Source organism: Neobacillus rhizosphaerae (assembly GCF_937468385.1).
Lineage (GTDB): Bacteria > Bacillota > Bacilli > Bacillales > Cytobacillaceae > Neobacillus > Neobacillus rhizosphaerae.
This window is the reverse complement of sequence record NZ_CALBWS010000031.1, coordinates 34,361-51,795: the sequence shown is the minus strand read 5'-3', so window position 1 is coordinate 51,795 and position 17,435 is coordinate 34,361. Positions and strand designations below refer to the sequence as shown.

Sequence of the window (17,435 nt, the reverse complement as noted above, 5' to 3'; positions counted from 1 at the left end):
GCTTCCAATCTATTTTAAGAGTTTGTAACAAATGTCCTTTACCCAATCATGTCGATGTCCCCAGCATTCCCACACATCGTACATCCACCTCTGAAGTATTTTGTCACGACTCTCTCCTTGGCGTTCTTTCAAAACATCATAGACAGTCAGTGAATAGGCGGATTTATCTGGAGGTTGCAAGGCCTCCCATTTATATTTTTGATAACTTAGCAGTGTATGGACACGCTGTACTTGTCTTCCGTTAAAACCATGCTCAATAGCATAAAACAATCCAATTAACGAAAAAGCAGTCGTGATATTTTTCATATTATTTCCTGAATGCTGAGCAGCGTAAGTATCGATCGCATGCTGATGGATAAAATAAATATCTTGTTTTCCAATTGTATAACTACTCAACTCGCTAAATTTTTGATAACATTCATCAGAAGCATTATAACTGCCTGACAATGTAATATGTTGATTCTCCAAATGCAGCCCACAGCCTGGGCACTCTACTATCATTTCACTCACTTTTTCCAACTCATACTCACCTCCGTTCTATTGGAATGCTATTCCATTAGTTGTCACGTTCCATTCATCTCTTCACTTGGACAATTTTCTTAACTATTTTTTACAAAATATTTGTTAAGATAAGGTAAGGATGGACATTGCATTCAAGATGATAAGTCGAGGTAATTCATAGTTCAATCTCATCTTCCGTAAGTACCCGTCCTACTTGTTTTTCATATTCTTCTAATATATTCTGGTGATCCATTTAAAAACCATCGGAGTACATTGTAATGGTTTTAGGTACACACACGGTAGCTTCCTTACTTGAATTGCTACCTTCAAATGAAAACTCCATTTCATTAAATTTTTCAAAAAAATTGAAGCTAATGGAAACAACCCCTCCAAAATGGTATATTATAGTAAAACATTAGAGGTGAGCCAGCGTGAGTGTAAATATCGGAGACATTATTTTTCAGTTATTCGTATTCCTTGTTCCTATTATTTTAATATTTTTATTAGTAGGTTACTTCCGTTCTTCACAGACGAGAAATAAACAAATAAAACGAATTGAAGATAAATTGGATAGCGTAATAGAACAAGAATCCAAAAGGTAGATTAGGCTCGACTTTACTAGTCGAGTTTTTTTAAGCACTACCTTCTAATCTAAAATCCAAAACAAAATTCTTTAGCCTTGTTCCACTGCCACTAACGCAATCTTTTTCATGGCCATCTCCTCCAAGAAACTAAAAGCAAGGGGTCTTTCACCGGAAAATGATTTCGACTGAACCTAAAATCGTACCTATTACGCAAAACACAATCATTCGAGATAATAGTTTTTTCCATTTTTCTATGTATTCATCTGGGATAACTTGCTCTTTATCAAGTTTTTTTAAATCTTTTCTGATTTGATTGATCATTAAAAATGGTACAAATACAAATATTGTAGATATTAACCTGAGGACTATACTCAACCAATACATTTATTTTCACCTTCAGAATCAAATTTGTATTACGTCTTACATAATGTGGTTGTGTTTATAAGGTTATGAATGTATGAATTGCACAAATCATCAACATGCGATTAATTTTGTTCTACACTTCAATCCTACGGTGAGATTCCTATCATTTTAGGTACATATGGTTCCCCAGCCGAATTGATACAATAGTAGGTGGGGAAATGACCGCTTGATTAGTACAAGCGGCCTCCCAATAATCATCTATTATTATACATGTATCGAAATTGTGTCATGAAGAGACACCTTTTGGCTTGGTTTCGTTAAAATCCCGTTTAATAAAATCAACCCTTTTTTAATTTTGTGAACTATTTCAGTCCGGCTTATGCCCTCTATATGACTTGCAAGGGTTTGATCCAGACGAAAGCTTCCCTCAACAACAGTTACCTTCAATTCAATGACTTGTTGTTCAGTTATTTCCTGTAAACTGATTTTCTCATTCTCTTTTATGGTTTCAAATTCAGTTGGAATAAGTGTTTCTGGATCAACATGTTCAGAAAATGACTTATATATGTCCAGTTTTTTATTCCAAGAATGGTTTTTTGGACATTTATAAATGGCAAACTGATAAATGTTTTTTCCGTTCGCATTGTGTCTCCTAATGGTAGTGTCTGTAAAAACGGTTACCTTCCCGCACATCTTGCATTGCTTGTTTACCGTATCAGCTTCACGTTTTTGGCGTAAAACCAATGAAAATGTTTGCTTTTGCATCGTTTTCCACCTCGAAATGATTATTCGAGGAATACAACATCTATTTGAAATTCTTGCAGGGCGCACAAAACAAAAAAAGCTCCCCTTTGTCAGGAGAACCTTTGAACGCATTGTTAAACAACTAACAGGCTGCAGTTCGCTGTATTCCTTCTGTAATGGGTTGTAGACAGACTTCTCCCGTGGTCAAAAACTGGTCAGTTTTTTAACATGAGAAGCGATCCAATTGTTTTCCATTACAGAGTAAATGTTGGCATACAGGTCACATGATCCTTTCTTTCAAACAGATTAAAACTAATTTACCATATTTTATAAATATTTACCATAGTTTACATAAAACATCATCCCGGCAATTGGTTAGTTTAGAATATGGGTTATGGCAGGGAGGATAGTTGCAGTGATAAATTTCTACTATATTGGTGAACAGTGTCTGTTATTGTTTACCAAGTATATTATAATATGAAACTATGAGGCTCTGTTTTACGTCATAGATAGTGAAAAAACTTTAGATACGAAAGGAATATGTAGTTTTGAAGCTAACACGGATAGGAAAGTCATTTATTATATTTTTTCTCCTGCTTACCATGATCCTATTCTTTATTCAGTTTACTAAGAAATCCGATCCTCTTACGGATTCGAAAACAAATCAATCTGTTTCTTTACCAACTGAACTCCATCCGGTTGTGAAAGAACGGAGCAATCAATTAATCCAACAATCTGCAAAAAAAGGAATTGTGGTAGTGGTTACTGATGGTTTTCGAAGTGCGGAAGAACAGGATCGACTTTATGATAAAGGCCGTACGGCAGAGGGAAGTATTGTAACATTTGCAAAAGGGGGAGAGTCCTATCACAATTATGGGCTTGCCATTGATTTTGCGTTAAAGACCCCTTCAGGGAATGTGATTTGGGATAGGCAGTATGATGGAAATAAAAATGGGAAAGCAGATTGGACCGAGGTTGTTAAAATGGCAAAAGCTTTAGGGTTTGAATGGGGTGGTGATTGGGCTAAATTTAAAGATTATCCCCATTTACAAATGAATTTTGGATTGACCATTGCTAAATTACAGAAAGGGGAGAAACCTGCTGAATCATCATTAACAGCGGATACAAAATAGCTCTGAACATCCGCTACTCATCCCCTGCTGGTGATTAGGGTATCCCTAACAATATGAATAATATGGATATAATTCCGCCTTAATCTGTAGTGTTATTCCCTAAATAATGGTATGGATTTTTACCCCAACGTTCAAATATTCAGGATCATTTCCGGCTTGACCGGCGGCCTGTCAAGAAAGAAACAGACCCTTCACTTTACTCGTTAGGGTCCAATATAAAAATCAACCATTTCATTTCAATAAGTTAATTTCCTTGTGTTAAAAAAACATCCAGGATGGAGAATGAGGAAACAATTAACATGAATAATATGAAACCTTTCAGAGACCTTAAACGTATATGGTATATACCCGTACAAAGGATTGTACGATAGAAAAAAATAGTATAGGCAGGAGATTTAAATTGGGCTCAAACATTTTACAACTTGGATATTATTTATTTGAGGGTTATTATTGGCTAATCTTAATCGCTATTTTGGGTTCTTGGTTTCCTAAATTTCAATCAACAAAGGTCGGGGAATGGATCTACAAACTAGGCGACCCTTATTTAAACCTTTTCAGGCGGTTTATCCCCCCTCTTGGTCCAATTGATTTTTCACCCATCATCGCATTATTTGCTTTAAAATATCTAGGAATATTTGCTCTTGAAGGTCTTCGCCAATCATTGAATGCTATAGGAATTTAAGAGGGAATAAGCTTACAAAAATAATGATAAAGTGGCTGTGATTTCGCTGCGTTTTTTGTCCGAAATAATGGCTATCTTCCGTTTTTGATAGTTAAGAGAAGTTTTACAACTCCTATCAGAACCTGTCACGGCGGCTATTTTTTGTAAGTCCAATTACGCATTCTTCATCATTACTTAATGTAAGGTTAATAGCTCTATAACAACTAAGACATAGTTTAGTAATATTGTTACATTATAGTAGTTAATAGAGGGGATAGCATGCGTGGCTATCATGGTATTTGGCGTAGGTGGAGCCGATACATAACAAGAAGTTAGGATCAAACGGTTTTTTAGATTAGCTTAAGCTTCTCTTTTACAGTCCAGTTTTGATGTTCGTGAATAAACTATTGCTTGGTTAGGTTCAAGCCAATGGAGGAAATGGTTTTCTTCCATTGGCCTTCCTATCGATCACCAATTATTTCATTTGAAATATAGGTTATTAGGGAAGTTTATTTTTTGTAAATGAAAAATCTGCATTTTAAACAATGCAGACTTTTTTTTCATTCGCTATGTCATTGAGATTGATTAAATACATACGTATGTTTTCTTGTTTTGATTGAACAAAGTTTTGCAAGCTGTCAGGGATAAGCTTGTCATTACACTCGAGAGTATCAGGATTCAAGGAGACCTTTAACCATGCATCTTCTTGCGTATCCAAACATTTGACTGTCACTTTTTGTCTCTTATATATAACTCCTACAATGTGATATCTCATTCGGCTGTCACCCGCATTTCTAATTTGAATAGTTTACAAGATGCCTGTGTAAGGTTTTCAAGGCATTCCACTCGTATTCTTTCTTCACAGACAAAATCATTAAGCAATTCACTCTTTAACCTAGAACAGATCATCGAAATATGATCATGAGTCAGCCTATTTAAAGGGTTTTGTGCTGCAACTCTTAAAATTTCTTTTTCAAAGTACTCGACAGAACCAAATAAAACAGTCACTCTGATCTCCACCCTTCCCCGAAAATAATTAAAATAATTGCAATTCCTAATACTAACAAGACGATAAACCGCTGAAACCGCTTTCCTATTTTCTACTCCTTTCTTTTTATAAAAGAAAAAGTCCACCCCAAAAAAGAATGATGGACAAAAAATGTTTGGCAATAACAAACCTTTAATTGTATATCCGATTCTTTTTGGCAACCCGGCTATCCTAGCACTTTCGCCTTAGACCCGTAGCTTTGCGTCCCCACCTTTCGATAGGTTTGCCTTTTTCAATTGATACTTTTATACTATATCGGAAAATACCATTTTTCAACAAAATTCTTCATATTTTGCCAAATATGACAAATATGATTATTTCATCATCCGTCTATAGTCCTATAAAAGGGATAGTGTTAGGGATTAAAGCTGTGAAACTGCTTAAATAAATAAGACAAAGGTTATCCTGCACCGTTTTGGATAACCTTTTTTTGTAAAAAAATCTTATTAAAAACGGAACCTCATGGTCCGTCCTTCCTATCAGCCTGGTTCCTTGCAACTATTCCCTACCTATTCTATTTTTAAAAATATGACAAAGGCGAACAGTACCCATCACTGCTCGCCTATGTTAGAGTCCAATATCAAATGGATTCCCAGTCAATATAGATGGAGGATATCTGAAACTAGCAACCAGTGCCTATTTCAAATCTCCTTGAAATTTGACAATAAATTCACAATTAACATATAAAGAGTTAACAAATTTCTTATATACTGAGTTTGTAAAAAATAAAATTCTAAAGGAGTTGCCATGATGATGGAATTAATGATTCGACTGGTTATTTTGATTCCTTTCTGCACACTTCTTTGTCCGTAATAATCTATGGATCTTTGTTTAGCTTTTTTTCAGATTAGCTTAAGTGCTACTGTAACTGCCCAGCTTTGATGTTCATGAAATAGACAGTATATCGCTTAAACAGGTTCAATCCAATCGAGGAAATGGCCTTATTCTTTTATAAATCCTTCTCGAACATAACCATATCCAATGCCCTAATTCCATTCTCAAAAATAGGTTCTGGATAATTTTTAAAGAAATCCTTCTTAATTTCAACCATCCTAAACCCAAGCTTTTGGTAAAAAGCTAAGTTATCTATACTTGAATTAGCCGTACCCACAATCATTTTATCTAGTCCCTTATTTTTATATAAATGGAAAGCTTCTTTAACTACTAATTTTCCTAAGCCATTCCCTCGGCAATCTTCGGTTGTAATAGTTCTATAATCTTAATGATAGAGCACTAGGATTATTTTTCCAAAATAAAAAAAAAGAAACCCCAACTGAATAGGGAATCTGGGAATCGGGGACAGGTTCCCTGTCCCTGTTTAAAAGTTAGAAAGATGCATCATACTCATTCTAAAATACTTGGATGGGACGATGTTCCTGTCCCCACGTCCCTTTTGGCTCTAATTTTAAAGAGCACGAACAGTAATATTATCCAGAAAGGTCCAATGTATAATGCAATTCGATAATCAGGTAAAAAGAACATCGTTGCGATGATAACCAACAATCCTACAATGGAAAAATAAATAGAATATGGATAAAGTGGCATTTTAAAAGTAAATTTTGTGATCTCCTCTTTACTTTTCTTTTTGCGCCAATGCAACAGAATAAAAAGAATCATAATCCAGTTGAAGATGGAAGCGAAAGTTGTGATGGACATCATGTACATGAATGCCTTATCTGGAAGGAATTTCAACAGCAGAATCCCGAACAATGAAATCGTAGAACATAGTATGATACTTTTGACCGGCGTTCCTGTTTTACCAACCTTGTTGAATATTTTAGGTGCGTTTCCTTGCAACGATAGACCATATATCATTCTACTGGTGCTATAAATCGCGCTGTTGTATGCTGAAGCAGCTGCTGTTATAACAACCACATTGAGCAATGTTGCAGCGGCCGGTATCCCTATTGCTGAAAAAATCTGAACAAAAGGGCTCCCTTCCAATCCAACTTTATTCCAAGGGAACAGTGATACCAGTACTACCATGGAACCAATATAGAATACTAATATTCGTATTACGACATTATTGATAGACTTTGGCAACGTGATTCTATGATTCTCTGCCTCTGCAGCAGTCATTCCAACCATCTCAATCCCACCGAAAGCGAACATTGCCAAGACTAGTGACATCAGTAACCCTGATCCTCCGTTTGGCAGAAATCCTCCATTAATCCACATATTTTCAAATCCGGATGCTTTGAAATTGCTTGCTCCAACTCCAAAAAAGAGAATCCCCAAACCGAAAATTATCATTGCAATGATAGCCACCACTTTGATCAAGGCAGCCCAAAACTCAAATTCCCCAAAAAACTTAACATTTGTGATGTTTATCAGAAAGAACACAATAACAAATACCAGTGCTGTAATCCATGTTGGCATATTAGGTAGCCAAAATTTAACGTAATTTCCTAGTACGATCAATTCAACAATACTAACAGTAATGATAGCAAACCAATAATTCCAACCTAATAAAAATCCTGGGAAATTCCCCCAATATTTGTCTGCTAAAGCACTGAAGGCCCCAGAGACAGGCTCTTCTACTAGCATTTCTCCTAATGCTCTCATGATTAGAAACATGATCAATCCACCAATGACATACGCAAGTATGATACCAGGCCCAGCGAGTTTAATTGCTTCAGCGGAACCATAAAACAGTCCTGTGCCGATTGCACCTCCGAGAGCTATCATTTGTATGTGCCTGTCTTTTAAACCTCTTACTAGATCTTGAGACTCTTTCAATGTGACCACTCCTTTCAAAATAACTGCAGTTTATTATTCTGTATAGGAATTTATAGAAAATCTAACAAGAGGCAATTATGATTGTTTCGAACATACATCCTCCTATTCATTATAGGTGTAGCGCTGATGCACTGGAATAAGCATTGATTGTTTATAATAGCTCAAATCCTGCCGTAAAGTGCCTTAATGAGGTAATTGGACCCTCATAGACAAGTTTCATTCCTTTGTATTGGTCTCTGTTTCTGTAAATTTCCCCGAGGGCATTGGCAATCACATCCATATGGCTATTCGTGTAAACTCTTCGAGATAGGGCAATTCTCATGGCCTCTACATCAGGATAAATATCCTTACCTGTAATCGGATCCTTCGCACCGAAGGCACATGCACCTAATTCTACTGCCCGGACACCGGCTTCTTCATACAGAGCGACGACAAGTCGTTGGGATGGGAATTCACTTTGTGGAATGTGAGGAAAAAATCTTCTTCCATCAACATAAACCCCGTGTCCACCAGTTGGTTCAATTATTGGCACACCACTTTCCATCAATCGATCACCTAAATATTTTGCTTGATTAATACGATACTCCAGGTATTGCTCATCAACCCCTTCTTGCAACCCAACTGCAAGCGCTTCCAAATCACGCCCTGCTAATCCCCCATAGGTAATAAATCCTTCGTGGACAATCGCCAATTGCTGCGCATGTTTCAATATTTCTTCATTTCTTGTGACAAAAAGACCACCAATATTAACGAGTCCATCTTTTTTCGAACTCATCGTTGCTGTTTCACAATAGGAAAACATCTCTCGGGTAATTTCTTTGATCGATTTATTCTTATACCCCTCTTCTCTTTGCTGAATAAAGTAGGCATTTTCAGAAAGTCTAGCTGCATCAATAACGACTGGAATATTGTGCGATTTTGCTAGATTACTTACTTCTCTTATATTTTTCATGGAAACAGGTTGACCACCGTTGTTATTACATGTGACGGTAATAATGACAACTGAAACTTGTTCCGGCCCTTTTTCTTCAATTAATCTCTCTATTTTGGTAATGTCAATATTCCCTTTAAATGGATGAGGCTGGCTTGCTGTATCTTTCCCATTATCTACTACATAGTCAACAGCTAATGCCCCTAATACCTCTGCATTTCCTCGAAAGGTATCAAAGTGCATATTTCCAATCGCAAACTTTCCTTCTTTTGCATATAATTTTGCCATGATGTAATCAGCAGCTCTTCCTTGATGGGTCGGTTGGACATAAGGCATTCCAAAAATATCTTGAACGGATGCTTCCAATTTATAAAAGCTTTTTGATCCAGCATATGATTCATCACCTAGCATCAAAGCAGACCATTGTTCACTGCTCATCGCAGAAGTACCGCTATCCGTTATACAATCGATATACACATTCTCCGCCTTAATTTGAAATGCATTATACCTAGCTTCCTTTAGCCATTGTTGTCGTTGTTCTTTTGTGGTTTTTTTCAATCTTTCCACCATTTTTATGCGAAACGGTTCCGCTGTCATAAAACGCATTTTTTTCTCATCCTCTCTACGGTGAAAATTTTTTATCACCATGTAAATATTTTAACAACAAATATTTACAAATGCAACAATATTCAGATTTTTTTACATACAAAGTAAAAAAGAAAAGACCACTTTATTGAAATAGTGGTCTTTTCTTTAGTTTCGTATTTTAGACTAGAGCTTATTAATATACCGATATATAGAGGTTTCTGATGTATGCAGTATTTTAGCCAACTCCGTAATTGATCCTTTCATCAAAAATACGCCCTTTTCATCCAGCATCCGAATAAGTTCCATTCTTTCATCATGGGATAGGCGTTCAGGAGATACATTAAAATTAGTCAAAGTCTCTTGAATCGTATTGTTCATTAAATCTTCAAATGTAAGATTAAAACTTTCATAGAAGTTTTCCCCCTTATATTGAATAGGTTCTGAACCACTTATTAAACGATTTAAGAGACTTCTAAGTTCAATTAACTCATCCACCTTGAAGTTGATAGTTAAAACGCCTATTAACTCCTGTCTTGAATTTTTAATAAAATGCGTTGCTGATCTCAATTTTTTCCTTTCCGAAGAGAAAGCTCGATAATTAACAACTGATTCTTCTTCTTTATATAAGCCGTTGTTAATAAACTTTTTTTCCATATCTGGAATTGGGCTACCTACACCAAATTCAGGATTGAATGAGTTCTCTACATATACAACTTTGTCTTTATTCGTATCATACAATATAACTTCCGCATCCGTTCCAAGAAAACGGGCAAAAAATTGAATCATCGGGATATATGAATCTAAGCCGGACAAAAAATTCACCTCTATCTTTTATTATTGCTCTGCCAAATTTTTTACTTTGAAATGATTTATGAATGGTTTGAAGGAAGAAATCACTTAACTAGGAAATACTTCAAAATGGAGATTTGTCACTTTATAATAGTCTAAAAACCGTAAATTAATCAACGATTGAAATTATATAAGCTATACTAAATAACAATCTTATTCTTGAGTTAAAAACATCTAGATTGATCAGTAGTGTTGCACTAAATAAATCCAAATGATCTAAAATATTGAGTATACAAAAAATCCTTTATAATGGTTGTACAGGTGGGTTCCTGTCCAATTCCAATACGATTCTATCGCGAAAAACAATCCAGTCGGGGAAATGCCTTTTTTTTATAAATCCTTCTCAAACATAACCATGTCCAAAGCCCTTATTCCATTCTCAAAAATAGGTTCTGGATAATTTTCAAAAAAATCCTTCTTAATTTCATCCATCCTAAAACCTAGCTTTTGATAAAAAGCTAAGTTATCTATACTTGAATTAGCCGTACCCACAATCATTTTATCTAGTCCCTTATTTTTATATAAATGGAAAGCTTCTATAACTACTAATTTACCTAAGCCATTCCCTCGAAAATCTTCGGTTAAAGCAATGTTTTTAAGCTCAACAATTCCGTTCGGATGGAAAGTAAATAAAACTACTCCCGCAGTTTTTCCTTCACAGCAAATCGCGAACATCTCTCCATCGTTTATGTACTCTCTGACGATTTCTTCGCTTTCATCTGCTAGAAGGAGATAGTCTAGAAATGAATTTCTTTTCTCTGTTTCAATTGCCTCCAATTTAACTTCTCGCATTGTCATCCCTCCAATAACACACCCTAATTTTAACACAAATTGGTAATGGGAATTAATTTAACGTTGGACTTAAAAATACTCATACCAAATCAAATGGCAAACAGTGCCAATCACTGTTTGCTATTAAAACTCTTACGTCATGTCTAAGTAGAAAAACTAACTATATTTGAATTCCCTCATAATTAAACTAAATAAAGAATTATAAAAATGGAATACTAACATTATCTAATTGGAATTTGGAGGTATACATTTTTGAAAACCACTGAAGATTTATTATCTATTTTCGCTTTAGGCGGTATCAATGAAATCGGTAAAAACATGTATGTGGTCCAATATACAGATGATATCATCATTATCGACTGTGGTGGGAAATTTCCAGATGAGAGTTTATTAGGAATTGATTTAATTATTCCTGATGTTACTTACTTAGAAGAGAATAAGGAAAAAATCCGTGCTTTAATCGTGACACATGGGCACGAAGATCATATTGGCGGAATTCCTTACCTGTTACGAAAATTAAATGTCCCCATATATGCCACACGTTTTACACTTGGTTTAATTGAATTAAAACTAGATGAGCATCGGCTAACAAGGGATACAAAACTCATTCCAATTGATTCAGATTCCAAGCTTGAGCTGGGAGAGATGAATGTATCCTTTTTCAAAGTAAGCCACAGTATTCCTGATTGTTTAGGGATTGTCTTTCATACACCTGAAGGGAATGTTGTTCATACTGGTGACTTTAAATTCGACTTAACCCCTGCGAATAACCAATATACAGATATTCATAAAATGGCTGCTATTGGTCAGCAAGGAGTCTTAGTTTTAATCTCTGAAAGTACAAATGCAGAACGGACGGGCCTGACACCATCAGAGCGAATGGTAGGCAGCCATATGGACGAGGCTTTCATGAAAGCTGATGGGAAAATCTTCATTTCGACCTTCGCTTCAAATGTGAATCGTGTTCAGCAAGTAGTCGAATCTTGCAGGATGACGAATCGAAAGCTTGCTTTGCTTGGTCGAAGTATGGTCAATGTAGTCTCAGTAGCGATCGAACGTGGATATTTAACCATTCCGGATGGGATGCTGATAGAAGCAAAAGAAGCTGAGCAACTTGCGCCTGAAAAGGTTGTCATTCTATGTACGGGGAGTCAAGGAGAGCCAATGGCTGCTCTTTCCCGCCTTTCTAGCGGAAATTTTCGGGATATTTCCATTTACCCCGGAGACACCGTTATTTTAGCTGCATCCCCAATCCCCGGGAATGAAAAAGATGTTTCACGGATTATCGACAACTTATTTCAACTGGGAGCGAAAGTGATTTATGGATCAGGAAGCACAACAGGCATGCATGTTTCTGGACACGGATACCAGGAAGACTTAAAGCTCATGCTTACCTTAATGAAGCCAACCTATTTTATTCCTGTACATGGTGAATTTAGAATGCTGCACCATCATCGTTTGCTCGCCGAATCGGTTGGAGTTGAGAAAGGTAACACTTTTATTATGAAAAATGGTGATGTTGTTGATATCGAAAACTCTATTGCCCGTCAGACTCGGAAGATCTCATCAGGGGATACGTATGTTGACGGAATGGGCGTCGGCGATGTAGGGGAAATCGTGTTACGAGACCGAAAACAACTTTCTGAGGATGGAATGCTCGTTATTGTTTTAACATTAAGTAAAACAGACAGAAAAATTATTCAAGGACCTGACACGATTACTCGTGGTTTCGTATTCGTAAAAGATTCTGAAGATCTCATAAGAGAGATTAACCGCCTCGTTAAAAAAACGGTTAATGACCTTCAAACAGAAAATATTCGCCAGTGGAATGTAATCAAACAAAATATTAAAAAATCGGTAGGCCAATATTTATTCGCAAAAACGAAGAGAAAGCCAATGATTCTCCCGATTATTATTGAAATTTAATTACAAACACAAATGCATCCACGAAAAAAAAAACAATGACTAAAGCTTCCAGAACTAGGAAGCTTCTTTTTAGTTCATATTAATCAGAAAAGCCGTTTCCTTATCTGATTGTTCCCTCTCCACCTAAATCATCTAATGCCAAAATGATTGCTTGATTTATACACCCACTCTTTCATTAATCGTCCTGACGTAATGATCAACCGAATAATATTCCATAATTTCTACATCATCTGGAATCATTTGTTTATATGTACGTATATAGTATTCTCCTAAAGTTTCATTTCTTTTTGCACTATGAAAACAAATGCCTTTGGTATACGCATCTAATACTTAACAAACTTTGTAATTCCATAATATGTAATGTAATTTCGATGACTGAGCTCTTCTAACCATTTTTTTGCATTTAATTGATATAATCCATAAGTGTCTCTGTAAGTATAACTCCCTACATTTACTTCAATCGGCTCAGAATGTTCTTCCATCCTTTGTTTGTAATTCTCGAATGCGTGTTGATTTGGTACTTGATAAATTTCCAACACATCTCCTAATTCCATACACTTTTCAATGTATGTTAGAAATAACTTATTTCCAACTCCGTGTGCTTCATAAATGTAGGGCAAAGAAAACAACCCATTAATTTTCTCCTTCCAATATTCATCAACCTCTTGAACAGAGAAATAGATAGCTTCTTCTTCACGTTCAAATACTGTACGATTATTATATTCTTCAATTTCATCTGGTATTTCAAATGGTTTGGATGAAGCTAAGAATGTAATTTGACTCATTTTTTTATTCCTTCCCTTAAAGAACTAAAATTTGTACTGCCCCATTGAGTTATCGACACTTTTAACGAACAGTCCAATATACTTATACCGATAAAAACCGCGTCGAAACCTACACGATACAAATGCAAACGCTTTTAATGTATATATCCAAGGTGTTGGACATTTAACACTGACCGATTTAGCACTTACCAGTCCGTTTATTCCACGTTTCTTATATCAGCAGAAATCAGAAAAGGATACGAAATGTTGCTAAAAACAATCAACAAACTTACTCTTGAATTCTTCGATTGTTATCTAAAAGGTGCAGGACATTTTCATCAGATGGAATGTACTAGGATACAATGAGTATATTGAAAAGTTGAGTAATTAGCCATCTTGGCCGAACAGTGACTGGCACTGTTCGCTATTTTTATTGAGACTAGTTTACAAGAAAATCTTTACTTGCCTTTACTTCTCCATTAACCAACACATGCAACGTATGAACACCGGGATAATGTTTCCGTGTTGTCATATTTTTAAAGGATTGTTTTCTTGAGAAAGATTTGATTAGTCCGTCTTCAACAACAGTTTCTGTGATCTGAAAGACCTTTTTGTTTTGATTTCCATTATTTTTCACATAATCAATGGCATATTCTAATCGCACCTTAGTACCTGTTTCAACTGCCAGATCAAAGGAGAAAAGGAGCTCCTCCCCAATTGATATAGCGGCTTTAATAAGAGATAAGTTTCTTATTTGAAGTTTGTTGCTGGCCTTATATCCAAATAATGCTAGGATATCACGATTCCCTTGCTTTAACAGTGATCGAGAGGCATGGCGTAGAATCCAATCCGTTCCTTGATCTTTTCCTTGCCATTTCTCCACGATTTTCGTAATGGCAGTAGGATGGATTCGGGAGATATCATTTAGATGATTTGCCACACTTTTTCTGACATACAAGGAATCATCCTGAAACAGATACTCTAGCATGGTGATGAATTGAAGCGGATTCTCTTTTAAAGAAGGGACTGTACTTCCCCATGGCAATCTGGGTCTTGACCCTTCGCTTGCAAGCCTTCTCACATGCTCATTCTTACTTTGTGCCCAATTAAACATTTGCCTCACCATCCGTTCTTGATCTGCGATAAAAAACGGACGAACTGCAAATTCTGATGTGGAAAACGGTGTGAGAAATTCTAATGCTTCCATCGATTTCTCCCAATCATTTAACCCATATTGTTCAACATAATCGGGAAAGATTATTCCTGCTAATCCTCCAAAGGAGGGAGCTGCTTGATAGAAAATATCGATAACTTCTTCATATGCTTTAGGTAATGATTCAAACATGGCAGTAGAAATTCGTCTGACCCGTTGTTTAAACTCCAAACTCTCCCAATCATTTAGGTAAACCGCTTCTTGAAATTCTTTTTCATTAAAATCAGGACTCGACTTCTTTAGGGTTTTTGTCAGCTGATTGATAAATTGCATGTTATATATATCTTTTACTTTCCCCATTTTCCCACCTCATTAGATACCTTCTTTTAATTAACTTCCTGGATTAGCTGCCTTAGCTAATAAGTTTACATCAAAAGGAAACAAATTATCAAAGACCAGCTTAACGAACAGTACCTATCACCGTTCGATTGCTTTTTGGTATTTAGACGGGAAAACAGTTTAGATTTCCTGGCAATAGATTAAAATTTACTAGTAATTAACATCTAGGACATATTTTATTAACAATAAGGCGTTATTGTAAATAGTAGAGGGGATAGCATGCGTGGCTATCATAGTATTAGGCGCAGGTGGAGCCGCTACTGCATGGAAGAGCAACCAGTTAAACAGCTGCTGCCTTTAATATGTAATAATCATTAACTAATATGTAAAACCATAAATAAAAGGCAATCACGTCAATTTAAAAAATTTTTACTCCCGCTATTCAATAAAAGGAGAGGAGCATTATCCTCTCTCGTATACAACTTAATAGTTCTTTAACATCTTCTTCATCCTATCTTAAAATGCCAATTATATAATGGTATTGTGTAACACATTACGAATGAAAGGAGGATATATATGTATTTGAAACAACTAACTGAAAATAGAATGATTACCATTGATTATTTTACAAATGGAATCTTACAAACGATTAAAGGGCGTGTATATTGCCTTAATCTAAGAGACCAGTTACTTTCATTAAAAGATGAAAAGCAAAAGGTTTTCTCCATCCGTTTATCTGGTATTAGAGAGATTTATTAATTCATTAATGATTCAACTTTTTATTTATCAAATAAGACTAATTTAACTAACACATTTCCTTAAACCTTATTAGCTAGGGGTTTTTTTCGTCTAAAAATAATTCTGAGATTTAGATTTCGTTCTTTCAAACCACGTTGTTTCTTCTTTCCTCTGACAAAAAAAGAGCTAACCGCTTAAATCTCAGTTAGCCCTCGAACCATTCTCTTTACAACTCCAACCCATTTAACAAATCCCTCAAAACCTTTAACTCCTCAACGTTCAACGTTACACCCTTGCCCATCTTTTCATGCTCAGGGGCCCAATCACGCAAATCATACTTTGGTTCTTTTCCGTTCCAGCTTATAAGATTGAGTTCTTTGTTCCAGCCTTTTGGGGATTGTGAAATGGCACCTATGGTTTCTTTTATTTCGAAGTTGATTTCTGCCACTATTTTTGTCCTCCATTAAAATATATGATCGCTACTTGGATCTGCAACATCCTACTTATTTAAAGAGCTTTTTGATCAGTTTAAAAATGTCAAAGCTTATTTGATTGTAAACTTTGTTATAAGCATATTTCTTTGGGTCTCTAACCCAGCCAAAACCCCTTGGCATTTTCAATCCTGCTCTGTGGACAATCTGTCTTTTGATGCTAGTTCTAGCTGAAATTCTTCCTTTCAAGCTTGGCTTTCTAATTCCAAATTTCATAAGAGCACCTCCTCTGATATTACCAATTATCCAGTGCGATATAAATAACCAAGATTTTAACCTTGGGTCTTTGTTTGGATCCCCTTTAAAGTTAACACCTTAAGTTTTGAAAAGGATTTTTTTCTCTTTTCTTGTTAGTACTTCAGGTTATCCTTAATTTTCTGTTTAATAACCAAAGCTATTTCTTGTGCTTTTCTCATATCCTCATGAAGTTTCTCGCAGTTAGTCCAATGTTCTTCCCATATGTCTGCATCAACAGTACTTTCAAAATCTACCGGTTTTACATCTCCCCATTTCTCATACTTTGAAAGACGCGCAATCCGTCCATCTAAATCGTCCACCATTCTTATTTTCGGAGAAAGAACAGCATCACTTACAATCCACTCATTCCAAACCTTATTTCCTTTAGATTGGTTACATTTCCCACAAGCTGGACTAAATTAAATATATCTGAAATATATCCTGTCGGCTTTTTGTTTTTTACTATTGGGCGAAGATGGTCCCATTCAGTTGATTTATCACCACAGTAGGCACATCGGAGGTCATCTGCATCTAGTTCTAATATTCCAAGGGCTTCTTTCACTTCCATTTCGGTTGGATAAATATGGTGAGGTCTAACCCTGCGAACTCATTTTTTACTTTTTCATTGATAATTTCTTCGTAGATACCTTGTTTGTGAATTCAAATACCCCTTGGATTTTGATAATTAATATTACAAGGCTATCGGCAATCTTATTTGCGCTGATAGCAGCGAATGCAATAAAAAAATAACCAATGTCGAATATTTAACTACTTTTCTAAGAGACTCACTAGGAATGTGAAAACTTCACATGGTGCCTGTCACCATATTGAAGTTTCCACTTTGTTTTTTATTT

The 17,435-nt window shown here is 35.8% G+C and carries 16 protein-coding genes and 1 riboswitch; of the genes, 4 read left to right on the top strand and 12 right to left on the bottom strand.

Annotated elements, in window-relative coordinates:
• Nucleotides 1–9: 9 nt before the first annotated feature.
• Both M5A78_RS19625 and M5A78_RS19620 read right to left on the bottom strand, forming a co-directional pair.
• The gene (locus tag M5A78_RS19625) at nucleotides 10–501 is read right to left on the bottom strand and encodes a DUF5946 family protein (protein WP_248736982.1); all 492 of its coding nucleotides are present in this window, start codon (nucleotides 499–501) and stop codon (nucleotides 10–12) included.
• A gap of 1,211 nt (nucleotides 502–1,712) precedes the next feature.
• The gene (locus M5A78_RS19620) at nucleotides 1,713–2,213 is read right to left on the bottom strand and encodes a DUF1062 domain-containing protein (RefSeq protein ID WP_248736966.1); all 501 of its coding nucleotides are present in this window, start codon (nucleotides 2,211–2,213) and stop codon (nucleotides 1,713–1,715) included.
• 527 nt (nucleotides 2,214–2,740) lie between these two features.
• Between M5A78_RS19620 and M5A78_RS19615 the strand changes: the two genes are divergently transcribed.
• On the top strand, nucleotides 2,741–3,325 hold the full coding sequence (locus M5A78_RS19615) for a M15 family metallopeptidase (protein ID WP_248736965.1): 585 nt from the start codon (nucleotides 2,741–2,743) through the stop codon (nucleotides 3,323–3,325).
• 400 nt (nucleotides 3,326–3,725) lie between these two features.
• Nucleotides 3,726–4,007, top strand: coding sequence for a YggT family protein (locus M5A78_RS19610; protein ID WP_248736964.1), 282 nt, complete (start codon nucleotides 3,726–3,728; stop codon nucleotides 4,005–4,007).
• Between the two features lie 750 nt (nucleotides 4,008–4,757).
• Here the strand turns inward: M5A78_RS19610 and M5A78_RS19605 are convergent.
• The 6 genes from M5A78_RS19605 to M5A78_RS19580 all read right to left on the bottom strand — a co-directional run bounded on the left by M5A78_RS19605 (nucleotide 4,758) and on the right by M5A78_RS19580 (nucleotide 10,918).
• On the bottom strand, nucleotides 4,758–4,994 hold the full coding sequence (locus tag M5A78_RS19605) for a hypothetical protein (RefSeq protein WP_248736963.1): 237 nt from the start codon (nucleotides 4,992–4,994) through the stop codon (nucleotides 4,758–4,760).
• A 193-nt stretch (nucleotides 4,995–5,187) separates the two neighbouring features.
• Nucleotides 5,188–5,272, bottom strand: a riboswitch (cyclic di-GMP riboswitch).
• 711 nt (nucleotides 5,273–5,983) lie between these two features.
• Entirely contained in the window at nucleotides 5,984–6,241 is a 258-nt protein-coding gene (locus M5A78_RS19600) for a GNAT family N-acetyltransferase (protein ID WP_248736981.1), read from the bottom strand.
• A 137-nt stretch (nucleotides 6,242–6,378) separates the two neighbouring features.
• Nucleotides 6,379–7,773, bottom strand: a complete 1,395-nt coding sequence (locus M5A78_RS19595) for an amino acid permease (RefSeq protein WP_248736962.1) — start codon at nucleotides 7,771–7,773, stop codon at nucleotides 6,379–6,381.
• Between the two features lie 151 nt (nucleotides 7,774–7,924).
• Nucleotides 7,925–9,310, bottom strand: a complete 1,386-nt coding sequence (locus M5A78_RS19590; RefSeq protein ID WP_248736961.1) for a tryptophanase — start codon at nucleotides 9,308–9,310, stop codon at nucleotides 7,925–7,927.
• 165 nt (nucleotides 9,311–9,475) lie between these two features.
• A complete protein-coding gene (locus M5A78_RS19585; RefSeq protein ID WP_248736960.1) occupies nucleotides 9,476–10,105 on the bottom strand; it encodes a helix-turn-helix transcriptional regulator in 630 nt (209 codons plus the stop codon).
• Between the two features lie 366 nt (nucleotides 10,106–10,471).
• A complete protein-coding gene (locus M5A78_RS19580; RefSeq protein ID WP_248736959.1) occupies nucleotides 10,472–10,918 on the bottom strand; it encodes a GNAT family N-acetyltransferase in 447 nt (148 codons plus the stop codon).
• Between the two features lie 267 nt (nucleotides 10,919–11,185).
• On the opposite strand from M5A78_RS19580, the gene M5A78_RS19575 reads away from it, so the two are divergent.
• Nucleotides 11,186–12,859 carry a ribonuclease J gene (locus M5A78_RS19575; protein ID WP_264760475.1) on the top strand — a complete coding sequence of 558 codons (1,674 nt, stop codon included), beginning with the start codon at nucleotides 11,186–11,188 and terminating at the stop codon, nucleotides 12,857–12,859.
• A 323-nt stretch (nucleotides 12,860–13,182) separates the two neighbouring features.
• Here the strand turns inward: M5A78_RS19575 and M5A78_RS19570 are convergent, their stop codons facing one another.
• Nucleotides 13,183–13,644, bottom strand: coding sequence for a hypothetical protein (locus M5A78_RS19570; RefSeq protein WP_248736958.1), 462 nt, complete (start codon nucleotides 13,642–13,644; stop codon nucleotides 13,183–13,185).
• Between the two features lie 418 nt (nucleotides 13,645–14,062).
• Nucleotides 14,063–15,136, bottom strand: coding sequence for a DNA alkylation repair protein (locus tag M5A78_RS19565; protein ID WP_248736957.1), 1,074 nt, complete (start codon nucleotides 15,134–15,136; stop codon nucleotides 14,063–14,065).
• 555 nt (nucleotides 15,137–15,691) lie between these two features.
• On the opposite strand from M5A78_RS19565, the gene M5A78_RS19560 reads away from it, so the two are divergent.
• On the top strand, nucleotides 15,692–15,874 hold the full coding sequence (locus M5A78_RS19560) for a hypothetical protein (protein ID WP_248736956.1): 183 nt from the start codon (nucleotides 15,692–15,694) through the stop codon (nucleotides 15,872–15,874).
• A 205-nt stretch (nucleotides 15,875–16,079) separates the two neighbouring features.
• Here the strand turns inward: M5A78_RS19560 and M5A78_RS19555 are convergent, their stop codons facing one another.
• Both M5A78_RS19555 and M5A78_RS19550 read right to left on the bottom strand, forming a co-directional pair.
• Nucleotides 16,080–16,301 carry a YdbC family protein gene (locus M5A78_RS19555; protein ID WP_248736955.1) on the bottom strand — a complete coding sequence of 74 codons (222 nt, stop codon included), beginning with the start codon at nucleotides 16,299–16,301 and terminating at the stop codon, nucleotides 16,080–16,082.
• 55 nt (nucleotides 16,302–16,356) lie between these two features.
• Nucleotides 16,357–16,560, bottom strand: coding sequence for a hypothetical protein (locus M5A78_RS19550; RefSeq protein WP_248736954.1), 204 nt, complete (start codon nucleotides 16,558–16,560; stop codon nucleotides 16,357–16,359).
• Nucleotides 16,561–17,435 lie beyond the last annotated feature (875 nt).